Source organism: Janthinobacterium sp. DSP2-3-3 (assembly GCF_049897325.1).
Classification (GTDB): Bacteria; Pseudomonadota; Gammaproteobacteria; order Burkholderiales; family Burkholderiaceae_D; genus Janthinobacterium.
Genome location: NZ_JAFCWA010000005.1, coordinates 198,899 through 225,440 on the forward strand (window position 1 = coordinate 198,899; position 26,542 = coordinate 225,440).

General features: G+C 62.3%; 21 protein-coding genes. 6 read left to right on the top strand and 15 right to left on the bottom strand.

What is annotated here, in order from left to right:
• Nucleotides 1–7 precede the first annotated feature (7 nt).
• Complete coding sequence (locus tag ACP7DE_RS12195; RefSeq protein WP_426072340.1) at nucleotides 8–1,618, bottom strand: FAD-binding oxidoreductase; 1,611 nt, start codon at nucleotides 1,616–1,618, stop codon at nucleotides 8–10.
• Nucleotides 1,619–1,757: 139 nt separating this feature from the next.
• On the opposite strand from ACP7DE_RS12195, the gene ACP7DE_RS12200 reads away from it, so the two are divergent.
• The 3 genes from ACP7DE_RS12200 (at nucleotide 1,758) to ACP7DE_RS12210 (ending at nucleotide 4,625) form a co-directional block, all read left to right on the top strand.
• A complete protein-coding gene (locus ACP7DE_RS12200; RefSeq protein ID WP_426072341.1) occupies nucleotides 1,758–2,837 on the top strand; it encodes an AraC family transcriptional regulator ligand-binding domain-containing protein in 1,080 nt (359 codons plus the stop codon).
• 92 nt (nucleotides 2,838–2,929) lie between these two features.
• The gene (locus ACP7DE_RS12205) at nucleotides 2,930–3,712 is read left to right on the top strand and encodes a 3-hydroxybutyrate dehydrogenase (RefSeq protein WP_426072342.1); all 783 of its coding nucleotides are present in this window, start codon (nucleotides 2,930–2,932) and stop codon (nucleotides 3,710–3,712) included.
• 64 nt (nucleotides 3,713–3,776) lie between these two features.
• Nucleotides 3,777–4,625: a DUF2071 domain-containing protein gene (locus tag ACP7DE_RS12210; RefSeq protein ID WP_426072343.1), complete on the top strand. Its 849-nt coding sequence runs from the start codon at nucleotides 3,777–3,779 to the stop codon at nucleotides 4,623–4,625.
• Nucleotides 4,626–4,657: 32 nt separating this feature from the next.
• Here the strand turns inward: ACP7DE_RS12210 and ACP7DE_RS12215 are convergent, their stop codons facing one another.
• Both ACP7DE_RS12215 and ACP7DE_RS12220 read right to left on the bottom strand, forming a co-directional pair.
• On the bottom strand, nucleotides 4,658–5,254 hold the full coding sequence (locus ACP7DE_RS12215; protein ID WP_426072344.1) for a hypothetical protein: 597 nt from the start codon (nucleotides 5,252–5,254) through the stop codon (nucleotides 4,658–4,660).
• A 61-nt stretch (nucleotides 5,255–5,315) separates the two neighbouring features.
• Complete coding sequence (locus ACP7DE_RS12220; protein WP_426072345.1) at nucleotides 5,316–5,681, bottom strand: winged helix-turn-helix transcriptional regulator; 366 nt, start codon at nucleotides 5,679–5,681, stop codon at nucleotides 5,316–5,318.
• 114 nt (nucleotides 5,682–5,795) lie between these two features.
• Here ACP7DE_RS12220 and ACP7DE_RS12225 point away from each other — a divergent pair, with 114 nt between their 5' ends.
• A complete protein-coding gene (locus ACP7DE_RS12225; RefSeq protein ID WP_426072346.1) occupies nucleotides 5,796–6,503 on the top strand; it encodes a glutathione S-transferase family protein in 708 nt (235 codons plus the stop codon).
• A gap of 118 nt (nucleotides 6,504–6,621) precedes the next feature.
• Nucleotides 6,622–8,712 carry a prolyl oligopeptidase family serine peptidase gene (locus tag ACP7DE_RS12230; protein WP_426072347.1) on the top strand — a complete coding sequence of 697 codons (2,091 nt, stop codon included), beginning with the start codon at nucleotides 6,622–6,624 and terminating at the stop codon, nucleotides 8,710–8,712.
• A 67-nt stretch (nucleotides 8,713–8,779) separates the two neighbouring features.
• Here ACP7DE_RS12230 and ACP7DE_RS12235 read toward each other — a convergent pair whose 3' ends face one another.
• The 8 genes from ACP7DE_RS12235 to ACP7DE_RS12270 all read right to left on the bottom strand — a co-directional run bounded on the left by ACP7DE_RS12235 (nucleotide 8,780) and on the right by ACP7DE_RS12270 (nucleotide 18,521).
• The gene (locus ACP7DE_RS12235; protein WP_426072348.1) at nucleotides 8,780–10,834 is read right to left on the bottom strand and encodes an esterase-like activity of phytase family protein; all 2,055 of its coding nucleotides are present in this window, start codon (nucleotides 10,832–10,834) and stop codon (nucleotides 8,780–8,782) included.
• Between the two features lie 71 nt (nucleotides 10,835–10,905).
• Entirely contained in the window at nucleotides 10,906–11,832 is a 927-nt protein-coding gene (locus tag ACP7DE_RS12240) for a helix-turn-helix domain-containing protein (protein WP_426072349.1), read from the bottom strand.
• Between the two features lie 55 nt (nucleotides 11,833–11,887).
• Nucleotides 11,888–12,805 carry a helix-turn-helix domain-containing protein gene (locus ACP7DE_RS12245; protein WP_426072350.1) on the bottom strand — a complete coding sequence of 306 codons (918 nt, stop codon included), beginning with the start codon at nucleotides 12,803–12,805 and terminating at the stop codon, nucleotides 11,888–11,890.
• Nucleotides 12,806–12,820: 15 nt separating this feature from the next.
• Nucleotides 12,821–14,296, bottom strand: a complete 1,476-nt coding sequence (locus tag ACP7DE_RS12250; protein WP_426072351.1) for a mannitol dehydrogenase family protein — start codon at nucleotides 14,294–14,296, stop codon at nucleotides 12,821–12,823.
• The gene (locus ACP7DE_RS12255) at nucleotides 14,296–15,345 is read right to left on the bottom strand and encodes an ABC transporter ATP-binding protein (RefSeq protein ID WP_426072352.1); all 1,050 of its coding nucleotides are present in this window, start codon (nucleotides 15,343–15,345) and stop codon (nucleotides 14,296–14,298) included. Before ACP7DE_RS12255 ends, ACP7DE_RS12250 begins: the two co-directional genes overlap by 1 nt.
• Nucleotides 15,346–15,363: 18 nt before the next feature.
• The gene (locus ACP7DE_RS12260; RefSeq protein ID WP_426072353.1) at nucleotides 15,364–16,182 is read right to left on the bottom strand and encodes a carbohydrate ABC transporter permease; all 819 of its coding nucleotides are present in this window, start codon (nucleotides 16,180–16,182) and stop codon (nucleotides 15,364–15,366) included.
• Between the two features lie 10 nt (nucleotides 16,183–16,192).
• Entirely contained in the window at nucleotides 16,193–17,053 is an 861-nt protein-coding gene (locus tag ACP7DE_RS12265) for a carbohydrate ABC transporter permease (RefSeq protein ID WP_099402681.1), read from the bottom strand.
• Nucleotides 17,054–17,216: 163 nt separating this feature from the next.
• Nucleotides 17,217–18,521: an ABC transporter substrate-binding protein gene (locus ACP7DE_RS12270; RefSeq protein WP_426072354.1), complete on the bottom strand. Its 1,305-nt coding sequence runs from the start codon at nucleotides 18,519–18,521 to the stop codon at nucleotides 17,217–17,219.
• 310 nt (nucleotides 18,522–18,831) lie between these two features.
• On the opposite strand from ACP7DE_RS12270, the gene ACP7DE_RS12275 reads away from it, so the two are divergent.
• Nucleotides 18,832–20,100 carry a maltoporin gene (locus ACP7DE_RS12275; RefSeq protein ID WP_426072355.1) on the top strand — a complete coding sequence of 423 codons (1,269 nt, stop codon included), beginning with the start codon at nucleotides 18,832–18,834 and terminating at the stop codon, nucleotides 20,098–20,100.
• 76 nt (nucleotides 20,101–20,176) lie between these two features.
• Here ACP7DE_RS12275 and ACP7DE_RS12280 read toward each other — a convergent pair whose 3' ends face one another.
• The 4 genes from ACP7DE_RS12280 to ACP7DE_RS12295 form a co-directional block, all read right to left on the bottom strand.
• Complete coding sequence (locus ACP7DE_RS12280) at nucleotides 20,177–22,549, bottom strand: chitinase C-terminal domain-containing protein (RefSeq protein WP_426072356.1); 2,373 nt, start codon at nucleotides 22,547–22,549, stop codon at nucleotides 20,177–20,179.
• A 113-nt stretch (nucleotides 22,550–22,662) separates the two neighbouring features.
• On the bottom strand, nucleotides 22,663–24,096 hold the full coding sequence (locus ACP7DE_RS12285; protein WP_426072357.1) for a glycoside hydrolase family 19 protein: 1,434 nt from the start codon (nucleotides 24,094–24,096) through the stop codon (nucleotides 22,663–22,665).
• Between the two features lie 358 nt (nucleotides 24,097–24,454).
• Entirely contained in the window at nucleotides 24,455–24,649 is a 195-nt protein-coding gene (locus tag ACP7DE_RS12290; protein ID WP_426072358.1) for a hypothetical protein, read from the bottom strand.
• Between the two features lie 194 nt (nucleotides 24,650–24,843).
• The gene (locus ACP7DE_RS12295) at nucleotides 24,844–26,277 is read right to left on the bottom strand and encodes an amino acid permease (RefSeq protein ID WP_426072359.1); all 1,434 of its coding nucleotides are present in this window, start codon (nucleotides 26,275–26,277) and stop codon (nucleotides 24,844–24,846) included.
• Between the last annotated feature and the right edge of the window lie 265 nt (nucleotides 26,278–26,542).

A 26,542-nucleotide genomic window follows, 5' to 3' on the forward strand; every position in this document is an offset into this window, starting at 1 on the left:
TCCCTGCTCACAATCCGCCCCCAGCCTCGGGTAGCAGTTTGCCGGGGTTCATCATGCCCTGCGGGTCGAACTGGCGCAGCAGCGCGCGCATGGCCGCAATACCCAGCTCGCCCTTTTCGGCGGCCAGCCACGGCGCGTGGTCCGTGCCCACGCCATGCTGGTGGCTGATGGTGCCGCCGTTGGCCACGATGGCGGCGCAGGCCGCGTCCTTCAGGCTGCGCCAGCGTGCCATGTTTTCTTCATACGTGGGCGCCAGCCGGTACACATACGTGGTGTAGACGCTGGCGCCCTGCGCATACACATGCGACAGATGCGTGTAGGCGTGCACCTGTTCGTCATGCGCGGCTAGCGCATTAGCGCCCGCCTGCTCCAGCGCCGCCATCATGAGCGTGACACGCGGCCAGTCGACGGCAGTTTCCACCGTGTCGATGACATAGCCATGTTCCCAGGCGCCATTGCGCAGGTAGACGTTGCGAAAGCGCCCCTGCTTCCACTTGTCGCCCATGTGCCGTCCCACGTGCACGCCCTGGTGCCGCCGCGCCAGCGCCAGGGCGCCGCGCAGGGCTGCGCGCGCCGGTTTTGCGTCTCCGCTGACGCCCACCATCAGCATGCATTTTTCTTCTGCGCAGCCGCGCAGGGACAGGTAGCGCTCCAGCAATCCCACCAGTTTCTTGTGGCCGGCCAGAGTCAGCATGGTTTGCGTTTCGAGCGCGTTCGACAGGCGCAGCATGCACAGGGGCAGGCGTGACTGGGCCAGCGCCCGCACAGCCGCTTGCGCCTGGCCCCAGTCGGCGAAAAACACGGCGTGGAATGCTTCATGGGGCGGTAGCGGCGAGATGCGCACGGTTGCCTGCGTCAGAATGCCCAGCCGCCCTTCGGAACCGAGCACCATTTCGCGCAGGTCGATGCCGGCCGCCGAGGCCGGAAACGTTGGGATGCTCAGGGTGCCGGACGGCGTTTCCACTTCGCCGCCCGCAAACAACTGCTCGATGCGGCCATAGCGCAGCGATTGCTGGCCCGACGAGCGCGTGGCGATCCAGCCGCCCAGGGTGGAATATTCGAACGACTGCGGATAGTGACCCAGGGTATAGCCATGCGCGCGCAGTTGCGCTTCCAGGTCGGGGCCATACACGCCCGCACCGAACGTGGCCAGCTGCGCCTCGCGGTCCAGATTGCCCAGCGCACATAGGCGCGTGAGACTGAGCGACAGCACGGGGCGCGAGCCCGCCGCCACCGTCAGGTGCCCGGCCACGCTGGTGCCGCCACCGTGCGGTATCACGGCCACGCACGCCTGGCGCGCATGCGCGAGCAGCTGGCGCACCTGCAGCGCGCTGTCGGGAAACGCCACGCCATCGGGCACCGCGCCGATGCGGCCATGGCGCAGCTTGAACCAGTCGGGCAGGCTTTGACCTAGCGCATGGCGCACGCGCGTGGCAGGCGTGGTGTCGATCAGCGGATGCGGCGCCAGGCGCGAGACGGGAACAAGCGCGCAGGCCTCGTCAAATGTGGCATCGAGCATGCCGCTGCCCGGTCCCAGGCGATCGCCCAAAAAAGCCAGCGCCTCCGCGCTCAGCGCATACGTGACGCTCTCGTCCCCCCAGCCATTCCAGCGTTGCATCGATATCCCCTGTGTTTGGCCAGTTGCGCGCCACGACGGCTTGCTATACTGTCCTTACCTGATTTTCTTGCTAGATCAATAGCATATGCCGCCAGAGACGAAGGGTATTGGTTTTTCATGACAAATGCATTGTTCCATCATGCCAGGCACTGACAGTCACCACGCGGAAGGCAGGGTCGCGGGCGCCTATCTGCAGCCGCTGCTGGAAGCGGCAGGCGCGCACGGCATCGCTGCCGCCACCCTGGCGCACGCGGCCGGCGTGGCGCCGCACAGCCTGGAAGCGTCAGCGGCCAGCCTGGCCGCGCGCGACTACGTGCGCCTGCTCGATGCGGGTTCGCAACTGGCGGGCGATGCGCATTTCGGCCTGCACGTGGGCCAGCGCGTGCGCATGGGCACTTACAGCGCGTATGGCTTGATTTTGCTCAGTTGCAAGAACGTGGGCCACGCGCTGGAACAGACGGCCCGCTATGAACGGCTGGCGCACGACCTGGGCCGCTCAACGCTGCAGCGCGATGGCGCCGTCGCGCATTACCGCTGGGCCAGCCACTACCCGGGCGCCAGCCGGCACCTGGTCGACAGCGTCTTTGCCGGCATCCGCGTCTGCGGCGACTGGCTGGCTGGCCTGCCGCTACCGCCGGCCCGGCTGGCGTTTACCCACGATGGCGGCGGCGACTTGCTGCGCCACGCGGCGCACCGCGACGAATACGTGCGCGTGCTGGGCAGCCTGCCCGCCTTTGGCGCCAGCGCCAACACGGCCACCTTCGATGCGCAATTGCTGGACTGGCCCGTGCCGAACGCCGACGTCAGCCTGTATCCCGTGCTGTGCCAGCATGCGGAACAGTTGCTGGCGCAACGGCAAGCCGCAGCGGAGATGGGCGGCGGCGCCATCGAGGCGCAGGTGCACGCGGCCATCGTGGCGGGCTTGCGCCAGGGTTCGGCCCGGCTGGCCACCGTTGCCGCCACCTTGGCCGTCACGCCGCGCACCCTGCAGCGCAAGCTGGCCAACGGGGGTACCAGCTTCCAGGCCCTGCTGGACCAGGCCCGCTACGGCCTGGCGCGTGACTATTTGCGCGAGCAAGACTTGTCGCTGGTCGATATCGCCTTTCTGCTGGGCTACCAGGAACAAAGCGCGTTCAACCACGCGTTCCGCGTCTGGGCGGGCACCAATCCCGGCGCCTGGCGCCTGCAGGAATTGCAGGCGAGGCAAGCCGGTTTGTAGGCGTGCGCAAGCCATGCCCGGCGCGTTTTCTGGCTATACTGGCATAGTCTGACTTCCCACGATCACTCCAACCCGCAATGCAAAGGATTAATATGCAACTCAAAGACAAAGTCGCACTGATTACCGGCGCCGCCAGTGGTATCGGCAAGGAAATGGCCATGGAATACGCGAAACAAGGCGCCAAGGTCGTCATCGCCGACCTGGCCCTGGAAGCGGCCAGCAAGACGGCCGAGGAAATCAAGCAATCGGGCGGCCAGGCGTTTGCCGTCGCCATGGATGTCTCCAGCGAAGAACAAGTCGACAAGGGCGTGGCGGATGCTGCGGCACACTTCGGCGGCATCGATATCCTGATCAGCAACGCGGGCATCCAGATCATCAGCCCCGTCGTCGACTACCCGTTCGATCAATGGAAAAAGATGCTGGCCATCCACATGGACGGCGCCTTCCTCACCACGCGCGCCTGCATGCGCGAAATGATCAAGGCCGGCCGCGGCGGCGCCGTCATCTACATGGGTTCCGTGCACTCGCACGAAGGCTCGCCCTTCAAGAGCGCCTACGTGGCCGCCAAGCATGGCTTGCTGGGCCTGGCGAAGGTGGTGGCCAAGGAAGGCGCGAAGGATGGCATCCGTGCCAACGTCATCTGCCCGGGCTTCGTGCGCACGCCGCTGGTCGACAAGCAAATCCCCGAACAGGCGGCCCAGCTGAACATCAGCGAAGAAGACGTGATCAAGAAAGTGATGCTGAAAGACACCATCGACGGTGAATTCACGACCACCCAGGACGTGGCGCAAACGGCCGTCTTCCTGGCAGCCTTCCCATCGACGGCACTGAGCGGCCAGTCGATCGTCGTCAGCCACGGCTGGCACATGCAATAAACACGTAACGCATCCGGCAGGCGGCGCCGTCCGCCTGCATCACCGCAACCGAAAGACTTCCCAATTGCACGACAACACATACCGCCACCCGCGCGCGGGCTGGCCGGGGCGCCTGTTTGCCGCGCTCGCCAACTGTACGCACTTTGCCAACCTACGCCAGGCCGTCATGTCGCGCCTGCCCTTCCTGACCCTGCACAGCGACGTGCGCGATGTCGTGTATGTGAGCTGGCTGGTCGACGCCGCTGCCGCGCAGAAATTGCTGCCTGCCGGCGTCATCTTGTGGCAGCGCGAGGGCAAGACGCCGTTTACCGTGCTGACCTACCGCCATGGGCATTTCGGCCCAGCCCTGCCCACTCCCCTGCGCCGCCTGCTGCCATCGCCCCTGCAAAGCAACTGGCGTTTGTACCTGGACCACACGCCTCCGGGTGCGCCCGCCGTGCCCTGCGTCTACTTCCTGAAAAACATCATGGATAGCCTGCCCCACGCGCTGGGCACGCGGTTGTTCAGCGATATCTTGCCGACCCACCTGGCCGCCGGCATGACGCTGGAGGTCCGTGCCACGCAGGCCCACTGCAGCATTGCTGGCGGTGCCGGTAGCGCCCCGGCACTGGACGTGCAAGCGGACATCGCCAGTAGCCAGACCCTCGACGGCGATTGGCAGCAGTTGTTCGGCAACTGGCACGATGCCGTCGCCTTCCTCGCTTGCCAGGATGCGGCCATCGCGCACGTGCCACGCAACGACAAGCTGGTTTTCGGTGAAATCGACCTGCCCGTTGATCTAGATCAAGTGCAAGCGCTGACCGCCTTGCGTGCCGACTGCGCCTTGCTGGGGCAGTTGCCCCCCGTGTCCAGCCCGTTCGCCTTCCTTGTGCCCGAGGTTCCCTTCAAGGCGCTGTCAGAGCGCCTGCTGTAGCGCGGCGCTCAATGCGCGCAGGGGCGTGGCGTTTAACGTGGCACGTAACGCCAGTTACCGCTTTCCAGCATGAAGGTCATTTTCGTCTTGATGCCTTCAGGACGGCTTGGCATGCTCAATTCCGTATCGCATTCCAGGTAACCCGTCTTGCGCTTGACGTCGCACTCGTTGATGGCCTTGACCTGCATGGTGCTCTGCGCTTCCTGCATCTGCACATCCTTGGCCGCCTCCGGATCGCGCGCCAATTCTTCCTTGGCCCAGGCGCGTATCATCGCTTGCGCCTCGGCCGGCGACGGTCCCTCGAACTTGGCATCCTTGCGCTCGACGCCCACCCATGTACCGTTCTCGTTACGCAGCGGCAGCACCATAAAACCATCGCGCATGCCGGCGCTCATGGCGACCAGGCACACCACTTCGCCGGGCACTTCCTGCGAATCCTGGCAGCCGGTCAAGCTGGTAACCTTGACGGCGATCGGTACCGGCATAGTCGATTGCATCTTGGCTCGGGTCTTGGCCACGCCCACCTGCACGGCGGCGTGGATTTGTTCAAGCGTCGGCATGGTGGCCGCCTGGGCCGGCAAGGCGGCAAACAGGGCGGCGGCGGTCAGGGCGAAGGAAGTCAGGCGCATGGGTATCAAGAGTAGTGATGAAAGGCCGGCAGTCTAGCACTTTACATAAAGACAGCTGTTTCTATTGAGAATGTTCCTCGCCATCGGACAAGAGAAAAGCGCCACCCCCATCCGCCTGTCCGCGCAGGCGCAGGCCGATGCCTCGCAGCATTTCCACCAGTTCCTGCAAGCGCAGGCCCTCCTCCGTCAGCCGGTATTCCACCTTCACTGGCACTTGCGCGTAGATGGTGCGTGTCAGCAAGCCCGCCTCTTCCAGCGCGCGCAAGTCCAGGGTCAGCATGCGCTGCGAGATATTCGGCACGGCGCGGCGGATTTCGCTGAAGCGCTTCGGCCCCGCCATCAGATAGCTGAGCAGCACTATGCGCCAGCGCCCGCCCAGCAGGCGCATGGCTTCTTCCACGGCGCAGCCGGAGACATTGTCTTTCATGGTTCGCTTCCCACCTGGTATAAAAAATGTACCCATACCACATTATTCTGCCTTCTTCCAAATAGTAATCATTGCCCTTAGACTGCCCTTCCCTCACCCCATTGGAGTTTCGACTTGGAAACCACCCTGATCTACAGCGTGCCGTTCGGCTGCTCGTTTGCCGCCATCGCCGCCCTCGAATGGAGCGGCTTGCCCTATCGCCTGGCCCGCGTGGAAGCGCGCGACCCGGCCAGCAAGCAGCATGCCGCCTTTCTCGCCATCAATCCGCTGGGCCAGACGCCGGCCCTGCTCACGCACGCGGGCGCACCGCTGCTGGAAAGCATGGCGATCCTGCTGCACCTGGCCGCCCGCGCGCCGGACAGCGGCCTGGGTTTTGCACAGGGCACGCCGGAATACGACCGCCTGAACAGCGCGCTGTCGTTCCTGCACACGACCTTCCACGCTGCCTTCATGCCCGCCTTCCAGGCATCGCGCGCGGCACCTGACGATGCGCGCGCGTCCGTCTGGCGCGAAATGGCCGTCGAGAAGGTCAACAAAAGCCTGGCGCACCTGGAGCGCCTGCTCGATGGGCGCCGCTGGCTGGCAAGCAAGGCCGCGCCAAGCGTAGCCGACGCCTACCTGGCCGCCACGGCGCGCTGGGCCGAACCGCTGCAACTGGCCAGCCTGGCCGACTATCCGAACGTGGCGCGCCTGCTGGCGACGCTGGAACAAGACCTCGGCATCCGCTTTGCCCACGCCATCGAAGCAGGCTTGCCAGCGGCCAGCCAGCGAGGTTTCCTGGGCCACGTGGCGCTCGACCAACTGGCAACTCCGGCCGGCTAACCGGCGGTCAACTCCCGCAGCAGGCACGTCTTTATTGCTATGATGTCGGGCTGCCGGCGGTACAGCCGGCCACGTCAATACCATATCGATAACGTCGCAATATAAAACGGGAGTTTGAATGAGTTTACGTCTGCTGCTCTTGGGAGCATTCAGTGCCGCCATGGCCACCACCGCCGCCGCTGCAGAACCTGCGCTGGCCGCGCCACGCGGTTTCACCGTGGAAGACATGGTGGCCATGGAACGCGTAGGCAGCCCCGTGCTGTCGCCGGACGCCACGCGCGTCGTCTACACGGTGCGCACGACCAACCTGGACAAAAACCGTGGCAACACGCAGCTGTGGATGATCGACCTGCGCGCACCGAACGCGGCGCCGCGCCAGCTCACGCGCGGTGATGCCAGCGCCAGCGACCCGCAATGGTCGCCGAACGGCGACGCCATCTACTTCCTGTCCGGCCGTTCCGGCTCCTCGCAAGTGTGGCAACTGCCCCTGAACGGCGGCGAAGCGGCGAAGGTCACCGACCTGGCGCTGGACGTCGACACCTACCGCTTGTCGCCGCAGGGCGACCGCCTGGCCTTCAGCATGGGCGTCTTCCTCGATTGCGCGGACCTCGCCTGCACCAAAAAACGCCTCGATGAAAAAGCGAAAAACAAGGCGACCGGCATGGTCTACGACCAGATGTTCGTGCGCCACTGGGATACCTGGGCCGATGGCCGCCGCAACGCGCTGTACTCGGCGCCCATCGACGCCACCGGCAAGGTCAGCGCCGCGCCTGTCAGCCTGAGCGGCACCCTGGACGGCGACGCGCCTTCCAAACCGTTCGGCGACAATAGCGAATACCACTTCAGCCCGGACGGCAAGACCGTGGCCTTCTCGGTGCGCGTGGCCGGCCGCACGGAATCGTGGTCGACCAACTTCGACGTCTACACGATACCTGCCACCGGTGGCCAGGCGCCGCGCAATCTCACCGCCGACAATCCGGCCTGGGATGCGAAAGCCACCTACTCGCCCGATGGCCGTACCCTGGCGTATGTCGCCATGACCAAGCCTGGCTTCGAGGCGGACCGCTTTCATTTGGTGCTGATGGATGTCGCCACCGGCAAGAAGCGCACCCTGGCCGACGACTGGGACCGTTCCGTGGCCGACTTCCGCTGGACGCCGGACAGCAAGGCTTTCCTGGTCGCCGCCGATGACGTGGGCCAGCACCGCTTGTTCCACATCGATGCGGCCAGCGGCAAGGTCGCTGCGCTCACGGGAAAAGGCGCCGTGGGCGACTTCGACGTGCGCGGCAATACCATCGTGCTGGCGCAAGCCAACCTGGCTTCGGGCGCGCAGTTGTACACGCGTAAACTCGACGCGAAGTCGGAAAACGCACCGATGCAGCAACTGACGAAGCAGAATGCGGCGGCCCTGGCCGACGTGCGCTTCGGCGAATATGAACAGTTCTCGTTCGCGGGCGCGAATGGCGAAACCGTGTATGGCCACGTGATGAAGCCATGGAATGCCAAGGCCGGTGAAAAGTATCCGGTCGCCTTCCTCGTCCACGGCGGCCCGCAAGGCAGCTTTGGCAATAGCTGGAGCTACCGCTGGAATCCGCAAGTGTATGCGGGCGCCGGCTACGCCACCGTCTTCATCGACTTCCACGGCTCCACCGGCTATGGCCAGAAGTTCACGGACTCCATCAGCGGCGACTGGGGCGGCAAGCCACTGGTCGACCTGCAGAAAGGCCTGGAAGCTGCCACCAAGAAGTTCCCATGGCTGGACCGCGAACGCAGCTGCGCGCTGGGCGCCTCGTACGGTGGCTACATGATGAACTGGATCGCCGGCAACTGGCCGGACGGCTTCAAATGCCTGGTCAACCACGACGGCGTGTTTGACAACCGCGGCATGGCTTACGCGACGGAAGAACTGTGGTTCACGGAGTGGGAAAACGGCGGCCCGTACTACGACGCGCCAGCCAAGCACGAACAGTTCAATCCCGTGAACTTCGTGAAAAACTGGAAGACGCCGATGCTGGTGGTGCAGGGCGACCTGGACTTCCGCATCCCTACGGCGCAAGGCCTGGGCACCTTCACGGCGCTGCAGCGCCAGGGTATCCCGAGCAAGCTGCTGGTCTTCCCGGACGAGAACCACTGGGTGCTGAAACCGGCCAATTCGCTGCTGTGGCATCACACGGTGCTGGACTGGTTGAGCACCTACACCAAAAAGTAAGCCTGGCCCACAGTAAAAAAGCCGCACAGTTCACACTGTGCGGCTTTTTTTCATCCGTCCGGCTGCATCAATACGTATTGAGCGCCTTGGCGAACTTCACGATCCACAAACGGCTTGGGCGCTCGCGGTCGTCGCCGCGCGCCACGCGGATGGTGTTGGCGGCATTGCAGCCGACGGCAGCGCTGGTGACGATCGTACCGTTGGCATCGACCGTGCACTTGGTCACGTCGGCGTCCGCCACTTCCACGCCATTCGCGTCAAAGATCTTCGTCTTCAGGCCGAAGTCGTTGTCGTTGGCCAGCGCGATGGTAGAGTCGTCGATCAGGGTCAGGCCTTCGGCCTTTTCCGCCGCCCAGCCGATGGCGTTCAAGTCCAGCAGCAGGGTTTTCTTCAGCGGCGTGACAGCCGCCCAGTCAGCGCCATTCACGGCTGCGCCGCCCATGCTGCTTTTTTCCAGGTCGGACGTCGTCGCATTGAAGGCGGCTGCCGCGATATCGGTGGCCCCCTTCAATTCGACCAGCATCAGCTTGTTGAAGACCTTGCCCGATGGCGCGGCGCCCTGTTCGATGACAAGGAACTTGCCGCCGCCCAGCGCCACCATGTCGCCCAGCTTGGCGTTGCCCGTGCGGCCATCCTGGTAGTCGGCGGCATTCAGCGGATACGCATACATCTTGCCGCTGCTGCCCGTCGTCGGGTCGAATTCGATCCAGCGCGTGAAACGGGCGAAGCGCTCGACCTGTTCATTCTTCTTCGTCACCGTGTATGGCGCGCTGCCGTCGGACAAGGGGCTTTGCAAGAAGGCGTACAGCTTGTCGTTGCTCGTGTCGAGTGTCATGCCTTCCATGCCGCGGTTCGCGCGGCGCTTGGCAAACAGCGCCGGCAAGCCTTTGCCCGGCTCATACTTGGCCTGGATGACGCCCGTGGCCGCATCGATCTTGATGATGAACGGGCCGTATTCGTCGGACACCCACAGCGCATTTCGCTTGGCATCGACGACGATGGCTTCCGAATCGAGGCCGCCCGCATTGAAGACAGCCTTGCCTGCGGCATCGAACTTCATCGCATCCATGACGGGAATCTCGGCCGAATTACCCACCGCGCCCACAGGCACGGGCAAGCCCGAGCTGTTGACCGTGGCCGACACCTTGATCGGCGTGCTCGATGCCAGCACGGCGCCGTTCTTGCCCACCGTGATCACGCCGAACGAGGGAGTAAAACTGGGCGAGGGGAAGATCTTGCTGCCGCTGGTGCCCTTGCCCGATGGGTCGGGCACAAGCGGGCCGTCGCCGTTCGGGCCGCGGTCCGTCAAGCCATAAAATTCCAGGTCGCCGTTTGCATTCTTGCCCTTGTAGGCCAGGCCCGAACCGTAGGAAGGCAAGAAGCCGTTCGGAAATTCGCCCTTGATCTTCGCATTCGCGCCTTCGTACGGCACATAGTATTTGTCCGCCGCCTGGATCTGGTAGCGCGTCACGGTAACTTTCACTTCGCCCACCGGATTGGCCTGCGTCAGGGCCTCGTTGACGGGCGCGCCCGCCTTGGAAGCGAGGGTATCTTCGAAATGCTCGCGCACCAGCGCGCGCCGCTCCGCATCGACCGTGCGACTGGCAAATTTCCCGCCGACGCTGCTCAAGTGTGCAGCCAGGGCCGCGTTGAAGACGGCCGGAGCACCGGCAAAGTCCAGCGTCTTGCCGGCCAGCGCCGCCTTCACTTCGGTCGTCAGCTTGATGCCGTTCGACGGATCGCTGTCCTCATCGAGCAATTGCAGCGCCAGCAGGCGGTTAACGACCTTGTCGTCTGCCACATTCGTGCTGGCGGCCAGCGCCAGCGGCGTGACGACGGCGCCGCATGGCGCCGAGCCCAGGGCCAGACCGCCCACGCTGAAGGCCACGGTATCGCCCGGGTTGCACATGAATTCGCCCTTGGCATTGGTGCTGGCCTTGGCCGCGCTGCCGGCCACGTAATCGAGACCTTCCACCGCGCCGTCGAGGAACACGCCCGTTTGCGCCACGGGCTTGGAAGGCTCCGCCGGCGTATTGTCGCTGCCGCCGCAAGCGGCCAGGGTCAGGCCGGCGGCGATGGCCAGCAGGGTCAGTTTCGGGGTGGACGTTACGGCAGTCTTCATGCATTCCTCGGCTAAGGTGGGATTGAAGCCGTGGAGAGTAACTGGGCAAAGTGACAAGCCCATGACAGCCTTCACGCCAGTGGCGTATCCGCAACAGGCCCGCCGATGCCGCCAAAGCGGCCATCGGCCTGGCGCCGGAATTCCTTCGGCGTGACGCCCTTCACCTGCAGGAAGCGGCGGTTGAAGTTGGCCACGTTCTGGAAACCCACGTCGTAGCAGACGTTCGACACATAGTGATCGGTATCCATCAATAGCTGGCACGCCTTGTTGATGCGCAAACGGCTGATGAAATCCGTGAAGCTATTGCCCGTCGCCTTGCGGAAGAAGCGCGAGAATTTACTCAGCGACATGCCCACCTGCTCGGCCAGCATTTCCGCCGAAATCGGCTCGCGGTAATTGTCCGTGATGTAATTGAGGACGGAGTTGACCTTGGCCAGGGTGGCGTCATCGTCGTACGAGCGCAGCGAAGCGCTCGACAGCAGGCGGTAGTTGGCCGTGCGCGCCAGCTTGCTCATCAACTGGACGAATGCGGCGAAGCGCTCGGCGCCATGCGTGGTGCGGATGCGCGCCAGGTGCTGCTCGGCCTCATGGCCCATCTCGAAAAACTCCACGCCGTAGCTGGAGCGCTCGAGCAGGGGCAGCAGCTCGCGCAGTTCGGGGATGACGCGCGCGGCGCCGGCCAGTGGCGTATGGGCGAATTGCACGATCATGTCGCGCAGTGCCACGCCGCCTTCCGGCACCAGGTTGGAAATCCAGTTGTGCGGCAGGCGCGGGCCTGTCAGCACCAGGTGGCCGGGCGAAAATTCGCCGATATAGTCGCCCACGAACAGGCGTCCGCTGGTGGCGACGATCAGGTGCAGCTCATACTCTTCATGGCAGTGCCAGCGCACGCGCGAGCTGGGATAGCCATGTTCCAGGTAATTGATGATGCCATCGTAGCTTTCGCGTTCCAGTTCGGGCGCCTTGCGCTCGCTGTCCTTTTGCCACAGGTGTTCCATGCGCGTCTCTCCCAGGCTGTCCCCGCCTGTGCCATCCAATGTACCTCAAAAAGCCTCACGCGCCAAAACGCCCCAACGCCTGCTGGCGAAACTCCTTCGGCGTCATGCCTTTCAACTCCAGGAAGCGCCGGTTGAAGTTGGCCACGTTATTGAATCCCGCTTCGTAGCAGATGTTGCTGACATAACGCTCCGTCTCCATCAACAGCTGGCAGGCCTTGTTGATGCGCAGGCGGTTGACGAAGTCCGTGAAGCTATTGCCCGTGGCGCTGCGGAAGAAGCGCGAAAACGTCCGCTCTGGCATGTCCACCTGCTCGGCCAGCTGTTTCAGCGAGAACTGGCTGCTGTAATTGTGCACGATGAAGTTGATGGCCGAACTGATGCGCGCCAAAGCCACGTCGTCGTCGCTCGACTGCATCGGCACCGTCGACAGCAATTGGTAGTCGCTGATCTGCGCCAGTTCGCCCAGCAGTGTCAAGAATTCGATAAAGCGCGGCAAGCCGCTGCTGTCGCGGATGCACTGGAAGCGCCGCAAAGACTGTTCGCTGACGCCAAAAAATTCCACGCCGTGCAAAGCGCGCTGCAGCAGCGGGAAAATATCCTTCAATTCGGGAATGGCGGCGGCCATCGAGGCCAGCGGCACATGCGAAAACTGGATCACCATGTCGCGCAGGGCCACGCCTTCGGGTGGCGTGTCGAGCGAAACCCAGTTATGCGGCACGCGCGGCCCCGTCAGCACCAGATGACCGGGCGCAAACTGGCCGATGTAGTCACCGACAAAGACCTTGCCGCTGCTTTCGACGATCAGGTGCAGTTCGTACTCGTCGTGATAGTGCCAGCGCACCAGCGCATTCGGAAAGCCGTGCTGCAGGTAGCGGATGAAGCCGAAACTGCCTTTCGGCTCGAAACCGGGTGTGGCGTCTCGCTGCTGTTCCAGCTCCATCTGCGGCAACGAAACATCGGCTTTGCGTGGCATGGCGCGCCCTCCCCGTCAGGCGACGCTCTGTTCCAGCGCCGCGCGCGCGCCCAGCCCGTACAGGCTGGCCAGCGCCTCGCCCACCGCCTGCGTGAACGGGGGCGCGTCGGAGAGGTCGCCAAACAGCTCGCGCAAGGACAGCAGCGCCGTGGCGTCCGCCCCGCCCTGCAGCGCCAGCGCCCGCAGGCGCACCGCATAAGGGTCACTCAAGGGCATCTCGCGCCCCTGCTCATCGTGGCCTTCCAGGTAACGGAACCAGCACGCCACCGTGAAAGCCAGCAGCGTGATGGCGCCGCCCTGCTCCAGCGCTTCGCGCACGGACGGCAGCACGAATTTCGGGATGCGCGCCGAGCCTTCCGTGCCGATGCGCGCCAGTTGGTCGCGCACTGCAGGATTCGAAAAGCGCTCGATCAGGGTGTCCTTGTACAATTCCAGGTCGATGCCGTCCACTTTGTCGAGCAGAGGCGTGACCTCGTCATCCATCATGCGCCGCACGAGCAGGCGGATGCCAGGATCGTTCATCGCTTCGTGCGCAAACGTGTAACCGAGCTGCATGCCGATGTAGCACAGGGCCTGGTGGCTGGCATTGAGCAGACGCAGCTTCATCTTTTCATATGGCAGCACGTCGTGCGTCATCTGCGCGCCCACCTTTTCCCAGGCCGGCCGGCCCTGCGGGAATTCGTCTTCGATGACCCACTGGCGGAACGGCTCGCACACCACGGGCCAGGCGTCGATGATGCCGAAGGACTCGCGCACCAGCGCCCGGTGTTCATCCGTGGTGGCCGGGGTGATGCGGTCGACCATGCTGTTGGGGAAGCTGCCATGCGTGGCCAGCCAGCGCGCCAGTTCCGCGTCGCGCAAGGCGACAAAAGCCAGCAGCATCTTGCGCGTCACATCGCCATTGTTTTGCAGGTTATCGCAGGACATGATGGTAAACGGCGCCAGGCCACGCTGGTGGCGCAGGGCCAGGGCGGCGGCCAGGTAGCCGAAAGAGCAGCGCGGCGCATGCGGGTGTGCCAGTTCATGCACGATGTCGGGGTGTTGCGCATCGAATTCGCCCGTGCCCTGGTTCACATAATAGCCGCCCTCGGTGATGGTCAGCGCGACGATGCGCGTGCCAGGATCGGCCAGCTTTTCCAGCACGGCCTGCGGCTCGTCGGGCGCATACAGATACTCGCCGATGCTGCCGATGATGCGCGCCGTATCGCCAGCCGCGCTGCGCTCGACCACCGTGTACAAGCCATCCTGCGCCTGCATGGCGTCGCGCATGGCCGCGTCATGCGGCAGCAAGCCCACGCCGCAATAGCCCCATTGCTCATTTCCGGGCAAGGCTAGCAAATCGTCAAGGTACACGGCCTGGTGGGCGCGGAAAAAGCCGCCCACGCCGATATGCACGATGCTGGCCACGGGCGCGCCGCGCGCATACGCGGGCACGGCAACGTTGGCTGGCAGCTGCGCCAGGTTCGCCTGCTTCAATGCGATGGCGTCCATTACAGCCCTCCTTTCGCGGCCGCGTAAGTCTTGCCGGCGCGGTCAAAATAGTGGACGAAGCCCGGCTCGAACGTCAAATGCGTCTGCTGGCCTGGCTGCAGGCTGCTGCGTTCGGCGCCGCGCGACACTACCTGCACATTGTTCGGCAAGCGCACATAGGTCAGCGTTTCCACGCCCAGCGATTCCACCAGGTCGACGGTGACGGGCACGCTGCCCGGCTGCGCCGCGCCCAGGTGCACGTGCTCGGGACGGATGCCGACAAAACCGTCGGCCTGCGCCGCGCTGCCCGCCTGCGCCAGCAACTGCGGCGCAGCGTCGGCCGGCACCACGTTCATGCTGGGCGTGCCGATGAATTGCGCGACAAAGCGGTTGGCGGGACGGTCATACAGTTCTAGGGGCGAGCCATGCTGCTCGATCTGCCCGTCGCGCAGCACCACCACGCGGTCGGCCAGGGTCATCGCCTCCACCTGGTCGTGCGTCACATAGATGGTGGTAGCGCCCAGCTCGCGGTGCAGCTTGGCGATCTCGATGCGCGTCTGCACGCGCAGGGCCGCATCGAGGTTCGACAGCGGTTCATCGAACAGGAACACTTTCGGGTCGCGCACGATGGCGCGGCCGATGGCCACCCTCTGGCGCTGGCCGCCCGACAGCTCCTTCGGCGTGCGCTCCAGGTATTTCCCCAGGTCGAGGATGGCGGCCGCCTTGTCGACTTTTTCGCGGATGATGGCGGGATCGACGCCGGCCAGCTTCAGCGCGAACGACATGTTCTGGAACACCGTCATGTGCGGATACAACGCATACGACTGGAACACCATCGCCAGGTCGCGCTTGGACGAGGGCAAGCCGGTGATGTCGCGCCCGTCGAGCGACAGCTTGCCGCCGTCGATAGGTTCCAGGCCCGCGATCAGGCGTAGCAGGGTTGATTTTCCGCAACCTGACGGCCCCACGAAGACGACGAATTCGCCTTGTTGAATGTTCAGGTCGATGCCCTTGATGGCGCGGTGCTCGCCGAAGAATTTTTCGATATTGCTCAGTTGAAGGTAAGCCATGATGTCATCCAATAGTTTTTACTTAACAGCGCCAAAGGTCATACCTTGGACCAATTGTTTTTGACAGAACCAGCCCAGCGCCATGATGGGCGCGATGGCCATCAGGGAGGCGGCCGACAATTTGGCCCAGAACAAGCCTTCCGGGCTGGAATACGAAGCGATGAGCCAGGCCAGGGTGCCCGCGTTGGAGGCGCCCAGGTTCAGCGACCAGAACGATTCATTCCACGACCACACCATGCACACCAGGGCCGTGGAAGCGATGCCGCCCACGGACAGGGGCAGCACGACGTGGCGGAATTCATCCCACACGGTGGCGCCATCCATGCGCGACGCTTCCAGGATTTCACGCGGCAACTCCTTCATGCTGGTGTACAGCAGCCAGATCATGATGGGCAGATTCATCAGCATGAACATGATGGTCAGGCCGATGCGCGTGTCGAGCAGGCCGAAATACTGGTAGCAGATATAGATCGGCATCAGCGCACCCACGCCGGGCATGTAACGCGAGCTGAGCATGAATTTCAGCAAGCCGATGGTGCCGCTTGTGGGAAAGAAGGCCATCGAATACGCGGCAGGGATGGCGATCAGGAGGCCTATGGCCGTCGACACCACGCTGGTAAACAGCGAGTTCCACGCGTAGCCAAAGTAATTGTCGCGCGCCAGCACTTCGCGGAAGCTGTCGAGCGTGGGTGTGAAGAACAGCAGGGGCGGCGTGGAAATGGCTTGCCCTTCCGTCTTGAAGGCCATCAGGCCCAGCCAGAAGATGGGAAAGAACAGCAGTAACGCGCACAGCCAGGCGGCGGCCGTGCGGCTATATAAATTAAGTTTGCTATGCATCAAGGTCTCCTTATTTCGACAAATTCTTGCCGATGACGCGCATCAGAAAGAAGGCGGCGATGTTGGCGATGAGCACGGCGAACAGGGCACCGGCAGAGGCCGCTCCAACGTCATACGACAGCAGTGCCTGCTGGTAAATCATGAAGGTGATGGTGGTCGTGTCGAAACCGGGACCGCCGCCTGTGGTGGTAAAGATTTCCGCAAAGATCGATAGCAAGAAGATCATCTCGATCATCAGCACCACCGAAACGGCGCGGCCCAGGTGGGGAATATAGAGGTAGCGCAACTGCTGCAGATAGGTGGCGCCATCCATGCGGGCCGCTTCCAGCTGTTCGCGGTCCATCGATTGCAGGGCCGTCATGAAGATCAGGCAGGCAAACGGCAACCATTGCCACGAGACCATCATGATGATGGAAAACAGGGGGTGGGCCGACAGCCAGTCGACGGGCGTGGCGCCAAAGAACAGACTGATTTGCGCGAACAGGCCGTAGATCGGATTGAGCAGCATGTTCTTCCACATCAGGGCATTCACGGCCGGCATGACGAGAAACGGCGAGATCAAGAGCACGCGCACGATGGCGCGCCCGGGGAACGCTTCATTGATCAGCAAACCCAGCGCCGTGCCCAGCACTACTGTGATCAGCATGACGGAAAACAGCAGGGTGAAGGTATTCTGCAATGCCGGCAGGAAAGAGGCATCGGTAAAGAAAAAGTGGAAATTGGCCAGGCCATGGAAAGGATGGCCGCTCGGATCGAGCATGGAATAGCGCACGAACGCGTAATACAGCGTGATCAACAACGGAATCACGGAAATGACGGAGACGGCGACGACGGCCGGCGTCAGCAAAGTCCGGGGGATAATGCGTTTCATAATGTTCTCTTGGGGCAGGTGAACCGATAACCCGCAAAGCTAAAGTACCGGGGTCGGACCCTGAGGGGGAATGCGTCCCAATGGGATGCATTCCGATCCGAAGGTCCGACCCCAGATTTACGCCGTTGGGGTAAGCAAACTGTGCAACTAAGACGTAGCTGCCTTATTTGTAGTAGCCGCCCTTGCGCATTTCGCGCTCCGCCGTCTGCTGCGACAATTCCAGCGCCTGGTCCACCGTCACCTTGCCCAGCAGCGCTGCCGCCATCTGCTGGCCTGCCGCCACGCCGATCACCTGGAATTCGGGGATGGACGCGAATTGCACGCCCACGTAGGGCGATGGCAGCATGGTGCTTTGCACGGCGCGCGTGGTGGCCAGGGCCTTGCCTTCGGCCGCGGCAAATTTCGCCGCTTTCTGGAATTCGGGGCTGGCATACGTCGACTTGCGCGTGCCCGTCGGCACGTTGGCCCAGCTGGTTTCTTTGGCCACCAGTTTCACGTAGTCGGGCGACGTGGCCCAGTTGATGAAGCGCTGCGCTTCATTCGGGTGCTTCGAACTCGCGGGTATGGCGAGCGACCAGATCCACAACCAGTTGGCGCCCCGCTCCGTCACGCCGATGGGTGATTGGGCGAACGCCACCTTGTCGGCTACCTTGCTTTGCTTGGGGTCCGTGATGAAGGAGGCGGCAATCGTCGCGTCGATCCAGATGCCGCACTTGCCCTGGTTGAACAGCGCCAGGTTTTCATTGAAGCTGTTGGCGGCCGCGCCCGGCGGGCCGTATTTCTTCATCAGATCGACATACATGGTGACCGCGTCTTTCCACGGCTTGCTGGTAAATTGCGGCTTCCATTGCATGTCGAACAGCTGACCGCCGTAGGAATTGGCCATGGTCGTAATCAGGGCCATGTTGTCGCCCCAGCCCGGCTTGCCGCGCAGGCAGATGCCATACACGCCGTTGGCCGGATCGTGCAGCTTGGCCGCTACATCGCGCAACTGGTTCCAGGTGGGGCGGTCTTCGATCATCACGCCGGCTTTTTTGACAAGGTCGCTGCGGTACATGATCATCGAGCTTTCGCCATAGAATGGCGACGCGTACAGCTTGCCATCGCCGGAGAGCCCTTCACGGATGGCCGGCAGCAAGTCGTCGATATCGTATTTGGCGTCCGGCTTGATGGGGATCAGCCAGTTTTTCTTGCCCCAAATGGGGGTTTCATACAGGCCGATGGTCATCACATCGAACTGGCCGCCCTTGGTGGCGATATCGGTGGTCATGCGCTGGCGCAAGACACCTTCTTCCAGGGTCACCCATTTGAGCTTGATGTCGGGATTGGCTTGCTCGAAGAACTTGCTGAGCTTTTGCATTTCGATCATGTGGCCGTTGTTGACGGTCGCGATGACCAGGTCGGTGGCGGCAAAGGCGGACGAACTGAGGCAGCCGGCGCACAGCGCGGCAATGGCGGAAAGTTTCATTGTGTGTCTCCAGTGTTTTTTGTCGTTGGCAATGCTCAGGTACTTAGCACCACGACCACAATGTATCACCGGACTTTGATACTTTCTGATACTCCAAAACCGCAATTCAATACTCTTTTGCAGCCCCTCTATGCACCAGAGTATCGATATTGAGTAAAAACAACACTTTGAAAGAAAGTATCGCTACTTGTTCGTTTTGTATCAGGGTGCTTAAAAAAGCGCTGCTAGACTTGGTTTTCGGCATTAGACCGTATGCGATGGCCGTCCTCCGGGGCGCCGCCGCTACCACCTACATCTTTCTGGAGACCGCATGAATCGCACTGCATTGAAAACCTTACCTGCCCTGCTCCTGGCCATCGCCAGCGCTTCCGCCCTTGCCGACCCCATGTACCCAGGCGATGCCGAAGGCTTCCACGGCTACCTGCGCGCCGGCGCTGGCAGCAATACATCGGGCGGCGGCGGTTCGCAAGGCTGCTTCGGCCTGGGTGGCAATACCATGAAATACCGTCTGGGCAATGAGTGCGACGCCTACACGGAATTTGGCTACACCAAGTCCGTCGCCAAGTCCGGCGGCGTGAACTACCTGGCCACCATCTGGGTCAACGCCTACGCGCCAAATTCGGATTTCGGCGACAACAAACTGGGCATCGTCAAGGCCTATGTCGAAGCGCAGGGACTCGATTTCCTGAACGGCGGCACGGCCTGGATCGGTAAACGCTTCTACTACCGTCCTGACATCCACATGCTGGATCTGCAATACATCAACATGAACGGCACGGGCGCCGGCCTGGACCGTATTCCTGCCGGTCCCGGTAAATTCTCGTATGCCTTCTTCAAGGACAACGACATCAAGATCGCGTTGCCGACCGGCGGCGTCAACACCAAATCGGCCGTGCGCCAGAACTTCATCTTTGGCGAGATTCCCGTCAATGAAAACGGCACCCTGGACCTGGCCGCGACCTACATCATCGGCGAAGGCAAGGATGACGTCGCCACTGGCAAGCGCAATAACGGCTGGCAGCTGTCGGCCTTCCACCGTCAAGGTAAAGTATTTGGCGGCGGCAATACCTTCGGCGTGCAATACGGCGTCGGTCCTGGCACAGGCAAGGGCGCGCAGTTCGGCGCTTCGGGCGACACCAATTTCGGTTCGGACGTGAAACGCACGCGCATCTTCAATGATATGGCGATCCAGCCGATGGCCAATTTCGGCATGGAATTCGTCGCCCTGTGGCAAAAAGACGAGTCGAACGCCAAAGGTTCCTCGACCTGGACCTCGGTCGGCGTGCGCCCTGTATATGCATTCACCGACAACTTCAAGCTGGTGGGCGAACTGGGCACGGACCGCGTGACGCAAGCGGGCGGCCTGCCGGCCAAGCGCTTGACCAAGCTGACCATCGCACCGACGATCTCCGCCGGTCCCGGCCTGTGGTCGCGTCCTGAACTGCGCGCTTTTGTGACCTACGGCAAATGGAACGATGCGGCCACCGCCTCGGTCAACGCGTCGAACAACGGCGGCCCGATCTACAACAACAATACCAGCGGCACATCGTATGGATTCCAGGTTGAAACCTGGTTTTAAACGGGATCAGCGGTAAAAACTAAAAAGGGCGGAACCGCGGTTCCGCCCTTCGCTGTTGACACTAACGCGTCATCCCTTACGGCAAGGCCACCGGCAATTCCGGGTACTCTTGCGTCAATGCATACTTGGTGCCGCCCACGGTGACCGTATAGTTGGCCGGCCCCGAGATCGGCAAGCGGTAGTTCAGGGTCAGCGCCACGGAGCCACCCGGCGCCAGCGATTGCCAGGCGGGAATCGCAAAGCGGGCACGGTTGTAATTCTTCGTGAAGCCGCCGATATTGTTCGGCCCCGTGTAGCCGGCATTGATCACCGTCAAGCCGAAGCCCGACTGGTCACTCATGTCCGATGGCGCCGAGACGGGATAGTCGAACTCCACCACGGTGCCGCCCGGCAAGGTCGACGCCGTGTTGTTCTTCACCGTCATCACGGGATTGATGGGGAAGTTATTGTCACCCAGCTTCCAGCCACCAAGGCTGATGCTGACGTTGGCCGCCGTGCCTGGCATGGCGATTTCGGCGCGCTTGTTGCCGTACACACCAGCCGTGCGGAAGGCCTGGTACAGCACGTCCGTCAGGGTAGTGCCCATGAAGTACTCGCCCTTGCCGCCATTGCGCGTGGCATCCCAGGCATAGTCGCCCGCCATTTCCCAGATCATCACGCCGCCGATATTGTTGTTGACGATGTACTGGGCCTTGGCCGCGATCGATTGCGTGGTTTCCGTCGAAATGAACACTTTTTTGGTCGCATTCCACAGCCACGGCGCCACCATGGTGCTGCTGTAGTACGGCACATAGCTGCCTACCAGGGTCTTGTCCGTGACTTTATACGCGTCCAGGTAGCTTGGCACGATACCGTTCTGCAAGTTCAGCGCATGCCAGATGGGGTTGCCGCCGCCTGGCGTGGGCTTGCCTTGCGAATCGAGGTCGAACCACACGTTGTCGATGCCGGTGGCGCCCGTGCCGCACGTCTTGGTGCCGGCACAGGTGACGGTAGAGCTGATCAGTGGCGTCGTGCCCCACAAGCCGTTGGTGCCGCCCGTCACATCCTTCCAGCCCCGCGTGTAGAACGGCACGCCGATATTGATGCGTCCCGCCTGCATGGCACCACGGTAGTAGCGATAGGCCCAGTCCGTATTCAGGTAGCCGATGTTCTGATACTGGTAAGCATTGCCGGCCCGCAGCTCGCCATCGTTGCCGTCGTCAAACAGCGCCGCGTTCGGCCCCACATACTGGTTCCACGCACCGTGCAAGTCGTAACTCATCAGGCTGGCGTAATCGAGGTATTTCAACCCGGACATGTTTTCCTCGCCACGCAAGACCCAGCCCGAGGCGGAACCGGCGATGGTCAGCAGATAGTATTTATTGTCTTGCACGGCCGCTTCGTCGAGCTTCTGGCGCAGCACTTTCAGCAGCACGTTGTAGCTCGTCATCAAGCCCGCCAGCCGTGGTTTCGAGACGGCGAAGTCGTTCGGATTGCCCGCTTCATTGTTGGTGGTCGGGTGTTCGTAATCGACATCGACGCCATCGAAGAAGTTGTACTGGCGCACGAACGCCACCATGGAATCGGCCAGGGTATTGATGCCGGCCGTGTTGATGCTGCCGTCCGCATTCGTCGTGGCCGTGTAGAAGCCGCCGCTGCCGGCCCAGCCGCCCACGGAAATCATCAGTTTCACGCCCGGATACTTCTTCTTGTATTGCGCCAGCAAGTTGAAGTGGCCCTTGTACGGCAGGGACGGGTCCATGGCGGCGGCCGGCACGTTCGGCCACGTGAGGCCTGTGTCAGGATTAGCCGCACCGCTGCCGATGGCGATTTTTGACGTGGCCGGGTCAACGGAAGCAAACGCATAGTTCAGGTGCGTGATCTTATCCCACGGCAAGTTGTTCACCAGGTAAGTGGGACTGCCATCGACACCCGTGCGCCAGCTGGCGAAATAGCCGACGATGCGCCGGTTCAAGCCATTGCCCAGCACTTCGCGGCCATTCGCGTCATACACCTTGCAATACGGCACATTCGGCACGGCCGAGATCAAGCCGTCGGGACGGCAGGCCGTTGGCGTGGGCGTTGGCGTTGGTGTTGGTGTCGGGGTCGGCGTTGGCGTCGGCGTCGGCGTCGGCGTCGGCGTCGGCGTCGGCGTCGGCGTCGGTGTTGGCGTTGGCGTTGGCGTTGGCGTCGGCGTTGGGGTCGGTGTCGGGGTATCCGTCACGGCCCACGGGCCCCATTGGTCGGTGGCGCTGGGGACATTGCCCTGCGTCCACCATTTGGCCTTGTAGGTGACGCCCTGGTAAAGCACGCACTGGCCGCCCGTGTAGACGGTGGCGGCATCCCAGACGGCGCACGCCTCGACGGCAGCGAGCAAGGTGTTTGGGGTGGCGGTCGTGCCTTCCTGGCCGCCGCCGCAAGCGACGAGCACGCCGCTGAGCAAGGCCATCAATAATGCATTCGATTTCATGTGGTGTCTGTCTCCATTATGGTTATACAGCTTGTACATTGTGAGCTTGTTGCAGGCCCCTCGAGGGGCTCTTGTCAACTGTTATCCCTGGCCGGCTAGTCCTGCATTGACTGCTACTGCAACTTCACATTCCAGTTGGCTTCCACGCATTTCACGTAGTTCCCCGCCTGCAAAGCACTGTACGGGGTTTGATAGCTGACCAGCTGGCATTGATTGTCGCCACCGGCGCTCCAGTTCTTTTCCCAATAGATGTTGTAGGAAGCGGAACTGGCCGGGGTGAAGCGTTGCATATTGGCGCACGACAATTGTTCGGCGGAATAATCCCAGCCCATGTCGGCGGCAAATTGCTTGTAGTAATCGATGCGGTTTTGCGCGGCCTGTTTTTCCGTGCCCTGCCCGCATTCGGCATTGATGATCATGATGGTGGTGGCAAAATTATTGCCCGCGCCGGCCGTCGTATCGGCCGCGTTCGGTACCCAAGTGCCGTCGAGCACATGCAACATCGACGGTTTCGGCGGTTGCGGATAGACAAAGAAAAACGTGGCCGACGCCAGGTTCAGCCAGGTCGATGCCACCAGGTCCGGATTCTTCAGCAGCACGGACTGGTCGCCGTCATGCATGGCTTGCGAGAAGGGACCGTAGTTGTAGTTGTACGACAGTTGCTTGGCGCCGCGGCCGAAATACTTCTTGAAGCTGCCATCGGCGTTCTTGCCGCACGTCCACACCTTGTTGAAGACGGGGTCGGCGCATTCGATGTTATAGCCGCAGCCAGCGCCCGTCTCGTCGCAGCCCAGCTCGCGCAAATACTTCAAGCCCTGGCGCCATTGCGGCAGCGGGCTGCTGGCGTTATGGTCGCCCGTCTCTTGCCCGAAGTGGGCAAACATGGTCGCCAGGCTGTGGCGGCAGATGGCATCCGCATTGCGCCCATCGCCATAGTCGTCGCACACGGCGGGGAACTTGGCCACGGCTTGCAGGAAGCGCTGGTAGGTGTAGCTGGCGTCGCGCGCGGCAAAATAGTAATCCCACTTCGCCGCCGGCAACAGGCGCTCGACGCGCTTGACGTTGAGCGGATTGCTGGCCAGGCCAGGCTGCACGGCCTCGACGGCCGTATTGCCCAGGGTTCGGATCGAGGCCTTGACCTTGCGGAAGAAATCATTGTTCGTCAGCGCCGCCTCGTTCGCCTCGGCCTGGGCCTTGGTGGGAATGCCGGGCGTTGGGGTTGGGGTCGGCGTGGGTGTCGGCGTTGGGGTCGGTGTTGGGGTCGGTGTGGTGGTATCCAGGCTCCACGGTCCCCACTGGTCGTGGTTCGGCGCCGTACCCTGCACCCACCATTTGGCGCGGTAGACCTTGCCGTCGTAGACGGCGCACTGCCCTGCCGTGTAGACGGCGCTGGCGCTCCAAGCCGCGCAACTGTCGCTTGCGGTGATCGCGGCCAGCAGGGTCGATGGGGGTTCGGTGGTGGAATTGCCGCCGCAAGCGAGCAGCGCGCTGCCCAGCAGGCCAGCCATGAATGGCGTAGCCAGCCGGCTTGATTGCCGTGTCTTCACATTGTCTCCTGAACGTTATACGAAAACTATCGAAGTAGCTTTTTATGTTGTACGTAAAGAAAGCACAGCGAAGCGTCGGCTTTCTGCACAGAGAATGCGACGCTAAAAATTGGTAGTCAAGTGGTTTTATATAGTGGTGTTTTTCACAATACCAGTGCTGGCGATCACTGCATAGTCAAGCGATGCGGCGGCGAATGAGGGAAGTAAAAAAAAGACCGCTGCAGCATGGCAGCGGGCAATACCGCACAGGGCTCGCGGTGGCAAGTGGTATTACGGGGTCGCCGCATCAGCGACACTGAGCTGGCTGAACCGAGGCATGGGCACGGGCGCTTATTTGCCGACGCCGCCAGGATGTTGGCTACCACGGCAGCGACACCGTCCTTGCCCTTGTCCCACCGTCAAACGACACAGTCACTTCGCTGATGCCATGGCCGCTGTCGAAGGCGAAGCCGCGCAAGCGCTGGTCGCGCCCCGCTTTTACCTGCGCGCCATCTTGCACGCTGGCAATGAAGGAGCGCACGTTGAGGCGGCTGATGGGCGTCGTCTTGCCCACAGACGCGCCTGGCTCGATGAAACCGGAGCCGGCGTCGGGAATGCGCTAGCCCGTGCTCCGCTGGTCAGCAGGATCAGCAGGATCAGCAGGATCAGCGGGCGCTTTTGCGGAAAGGCCACCAGTTCGCGCTCGCCATTTTCAACCGGCAAAGTGATGGAGGCGCTCAGCGCCGACCGGCGGGCAAGAAGATCGTGTCAGACATGTTTGAGCTCCACTTTGGTGTCGGCCGTTTCACCGCCGTTGCGGTCATCGTTGACCAGCTTCTTGATGTAGTACATGACGCTCATGATGACCACGCTCAACAGGCCGAACCAGAACGACACGCGTTGCTCCGTATCGGACGACACACTCATGGCACCCAGGATCACCAGCATGGCGATGATGGTGAAATACGTCAGGTAAGGGAATAGCCACATGCGCACCTTGATGCGTTCCGGACATTCGCGTTCCAGGCGGCGGCGCAGGCGCAATTGAGATATCGCAATCAGCAAGTACACAAACAGGATCAGGATGCCGTAGGAATTGACGATGAAGGGGAACACCAGGTCGGCCGACACATACGAGACGGCAATGGCGAAATAGGCGAACAAGGTGCTGAACAGGATGGCGCGAATGGGCACGCCGTTCTTGCTCAACTTGACCAAGCCCGTGGGGGCATCGCCGCGGCGCGTCAGCGCAAAAATCATGCGCGACGAGGCGTACAGGCTGGAATTCAAGGCCGACAGCACGGCCGTCAGGATGATGGCGTTCATGATGTGGGCCGCGTACGGAATGTTCATGACGGTCAAGGCGCTGACGAAAGGCGTGGCGATGGCCAGCGAATCCCAGGGCACGATGCAGACGACGACAAACATGGAACCCACATAAAACATCAGCACGCGCGTGATGACGGAATTGGTAGCGCGGGCAATGGCCTTGGCCGGGTCCGAGGTTTCGGCGGCCGCGATGGTGACGATTTCAGCGCCCGAATAAAAGGCCGTGGCGGCGACGGCGCCGCTCAGTACCGGTCCCCAGCCGTGCGGCATGAAGCCGCCGTTGCTGGTCAAGAAACCCAGGGTCGGGATGCTGTTAGGCAAGCTGCCCGTGATGAATAGGGCGCCCACAAACAGGAAAACGACGATGGCGACCACCTTGATCGAGGCGAACCAGAATTCGAATTCACCAAAGGCCTTGACGGAGAACAAATTGAGCACGGTCATCGACACGAGCAGCACCAGGCTGATCGACCACGACGGCACGTCGGGCAGCCAGAAGTTGACCAGCTTGGCGCCGGCGATGGCTTCCAGCGCCACGACGACAACCCAGAAATACCAGTACATCCAGCCGCTCATGAAGCCGAGGAATTTCGATACTTTCGGCTTGTCGTCGAAAGCCAGGCGCGCATATTCGTAAAAGGAGCCGACCACGGGCAGGGATGAAGCCAGCTCGCCCAGCATGCGCATGATCAGAACGACCAGGCCGCCCGTGAGCAAGAAGGAAAGGATGGCGGCAGGGCCGGCGGCCTTGGCGATGACGCCGCTGCCGACAAAGAGGCCGGCGCCGATCACGCCGCCTATGGCGATCATGCTCATGTGGCGTTGCTTGAGCGAGTGCTGCAAGCCGGTACTGTTATGCGATTCGCTAATCATGTTTTGTCTCCTGAAAATCTCTGAAGCTCGGTGCGCCCTGGCCTGCTGCGGCGGGTTTCTGCCGCGCGGCTTTGTTTTATTTGGGCAACACCGTCAAGCAGCATCGATACATCATCAAATCAGTCTGGTTGGCTGCAAGCCATAAGTCAATCTGGAAATGCAGCGGCCCGGCGCGGCGGCCATGGGGCAAGCGCGCTGGAGGATACGTACGGGGTATGGCGGTTAAAAAGAGGAGCGGCGGCAACACTTGTGGCACCGGCGCCAC

Coding starts and splice junctions, on each gene's coding strand:
- ACP7DE_RS12220 (WP_426072345.1), bottom strand. CDS start 5,681: ATGAAAGACAATGTCTCCGGCTGCGCCGTGGAAGAAGCCATGCGCCTG.
- ACP7DE_RS12280 (WP_426072356.1), bottom strand. CDS start 22,549: ATGAAATCGAATGCATTATTGATGGCCTTGCTCAGCGGCGTGCTCGTC.
- ACP7DE_RS12250 (WP_426072351.1), bottom strand. CDS start 14,296: ATGGACGCCATCGCATTGAAGCAGGCGAACCTGGCGCAGCTGCCAGCC.
- ACP7DE_RS12265 (WP_099402681.1), bottom strand. CDS start 17,053: ATGAAACGCATTATCCCCCGGACTTTGCTGACGCCGGCCGTCGTCGCC.
- ACP7DE_RS12235 (WP_426072348.1), bottom strand. CDS start 10,834: ATGAAGACTGCCGTAACGTCCACCCCGAAACTGACCCTGCTGGCCATC.
- ACP7DE_RS12215 (WP_426072344.1), bottom strand. CDS start 5,254: ATGCGCCTGACTTCCTTCGCCCTGACCGCCGCCGCCCTGTTTGCCGCC.
- ACP7DE_RS12195 (WP_426072340.1), bottom strand. CDS start 1,618: ATGCAACGCTGGAATGGCTGGGGGGACGAGAGCGTCACGTATGCGCTG.
- ACP7DE_RS12230 (WP_426072347.1), top strand. CDS start 6,622: ATGAGTTTACGTCTGCTGCTCTTGGGAGCATTCAGTGCCGCCATGGCC.
- ACP7DE_RS12205 (WP_426072342.1), top strand. CDS start 2,930: ATGCAACTCAAAGACAAAGTCGCACTGATTACCGGCGCCGCCAGTGGT.
- ACP7DE_RS12245 (WP_426072350.1), bottom strand. CDS start 12,805: ATGCCACGCAAAGCCGATGTTTCGTTGCCGCAGATGGAGCTGGAACAG.
- ACP7DE_RS12200 (WP_426072341.1), top strand. CDS start 1,758: ATGCCAGGCACTGACAGTCACCACGCGGAAGGCAGGGTCGCGGGCGCC.
- ACP7DE_RS12270 (WP_426072354.1), bottom strand. CDS start 18,521: ATGAAACTTTCCGCCATTGCCGCGCTGTGCGCCGGCTGCCTCAGTTCG.
- ACP7DE_RS12255 (WP_426072352.1), bottom strand. CDS start 15,345: ATGGCTTACCTTCAACTGAGCAATATCGAAAAATTCTTCGGCGAGCAC.
- ACP7DE_RS12260 (WP_426072353.1), bottom strand. CDS start 16,182: ATGCATAGCAAACTTAATTTATATAGCCGCACGGCCGCCGCCTGGCTG.
- ACP7DE_RS12240 (WP_426072349.1), bottom strand. CDS start 11,832: ATGGAACACCTGTGGCAAAAGGACAGCGAGCGCAAGGCGCCCGAACTG.
- ACP7DE_RS12295 (WP_426072359.1), bottom strand. CDS start 26,277: ATGATTAGCGAATCGCATAACAGTACCGGCTTGCAGCACTCGCTCAAG.
- ACP7DE_RS12275 (WP_426072355.1), top strand. CDS start 18,832: ATGAATCGCACTGCATTGAAAACCTTACCTGCCCTGCTCCTGGCCATC.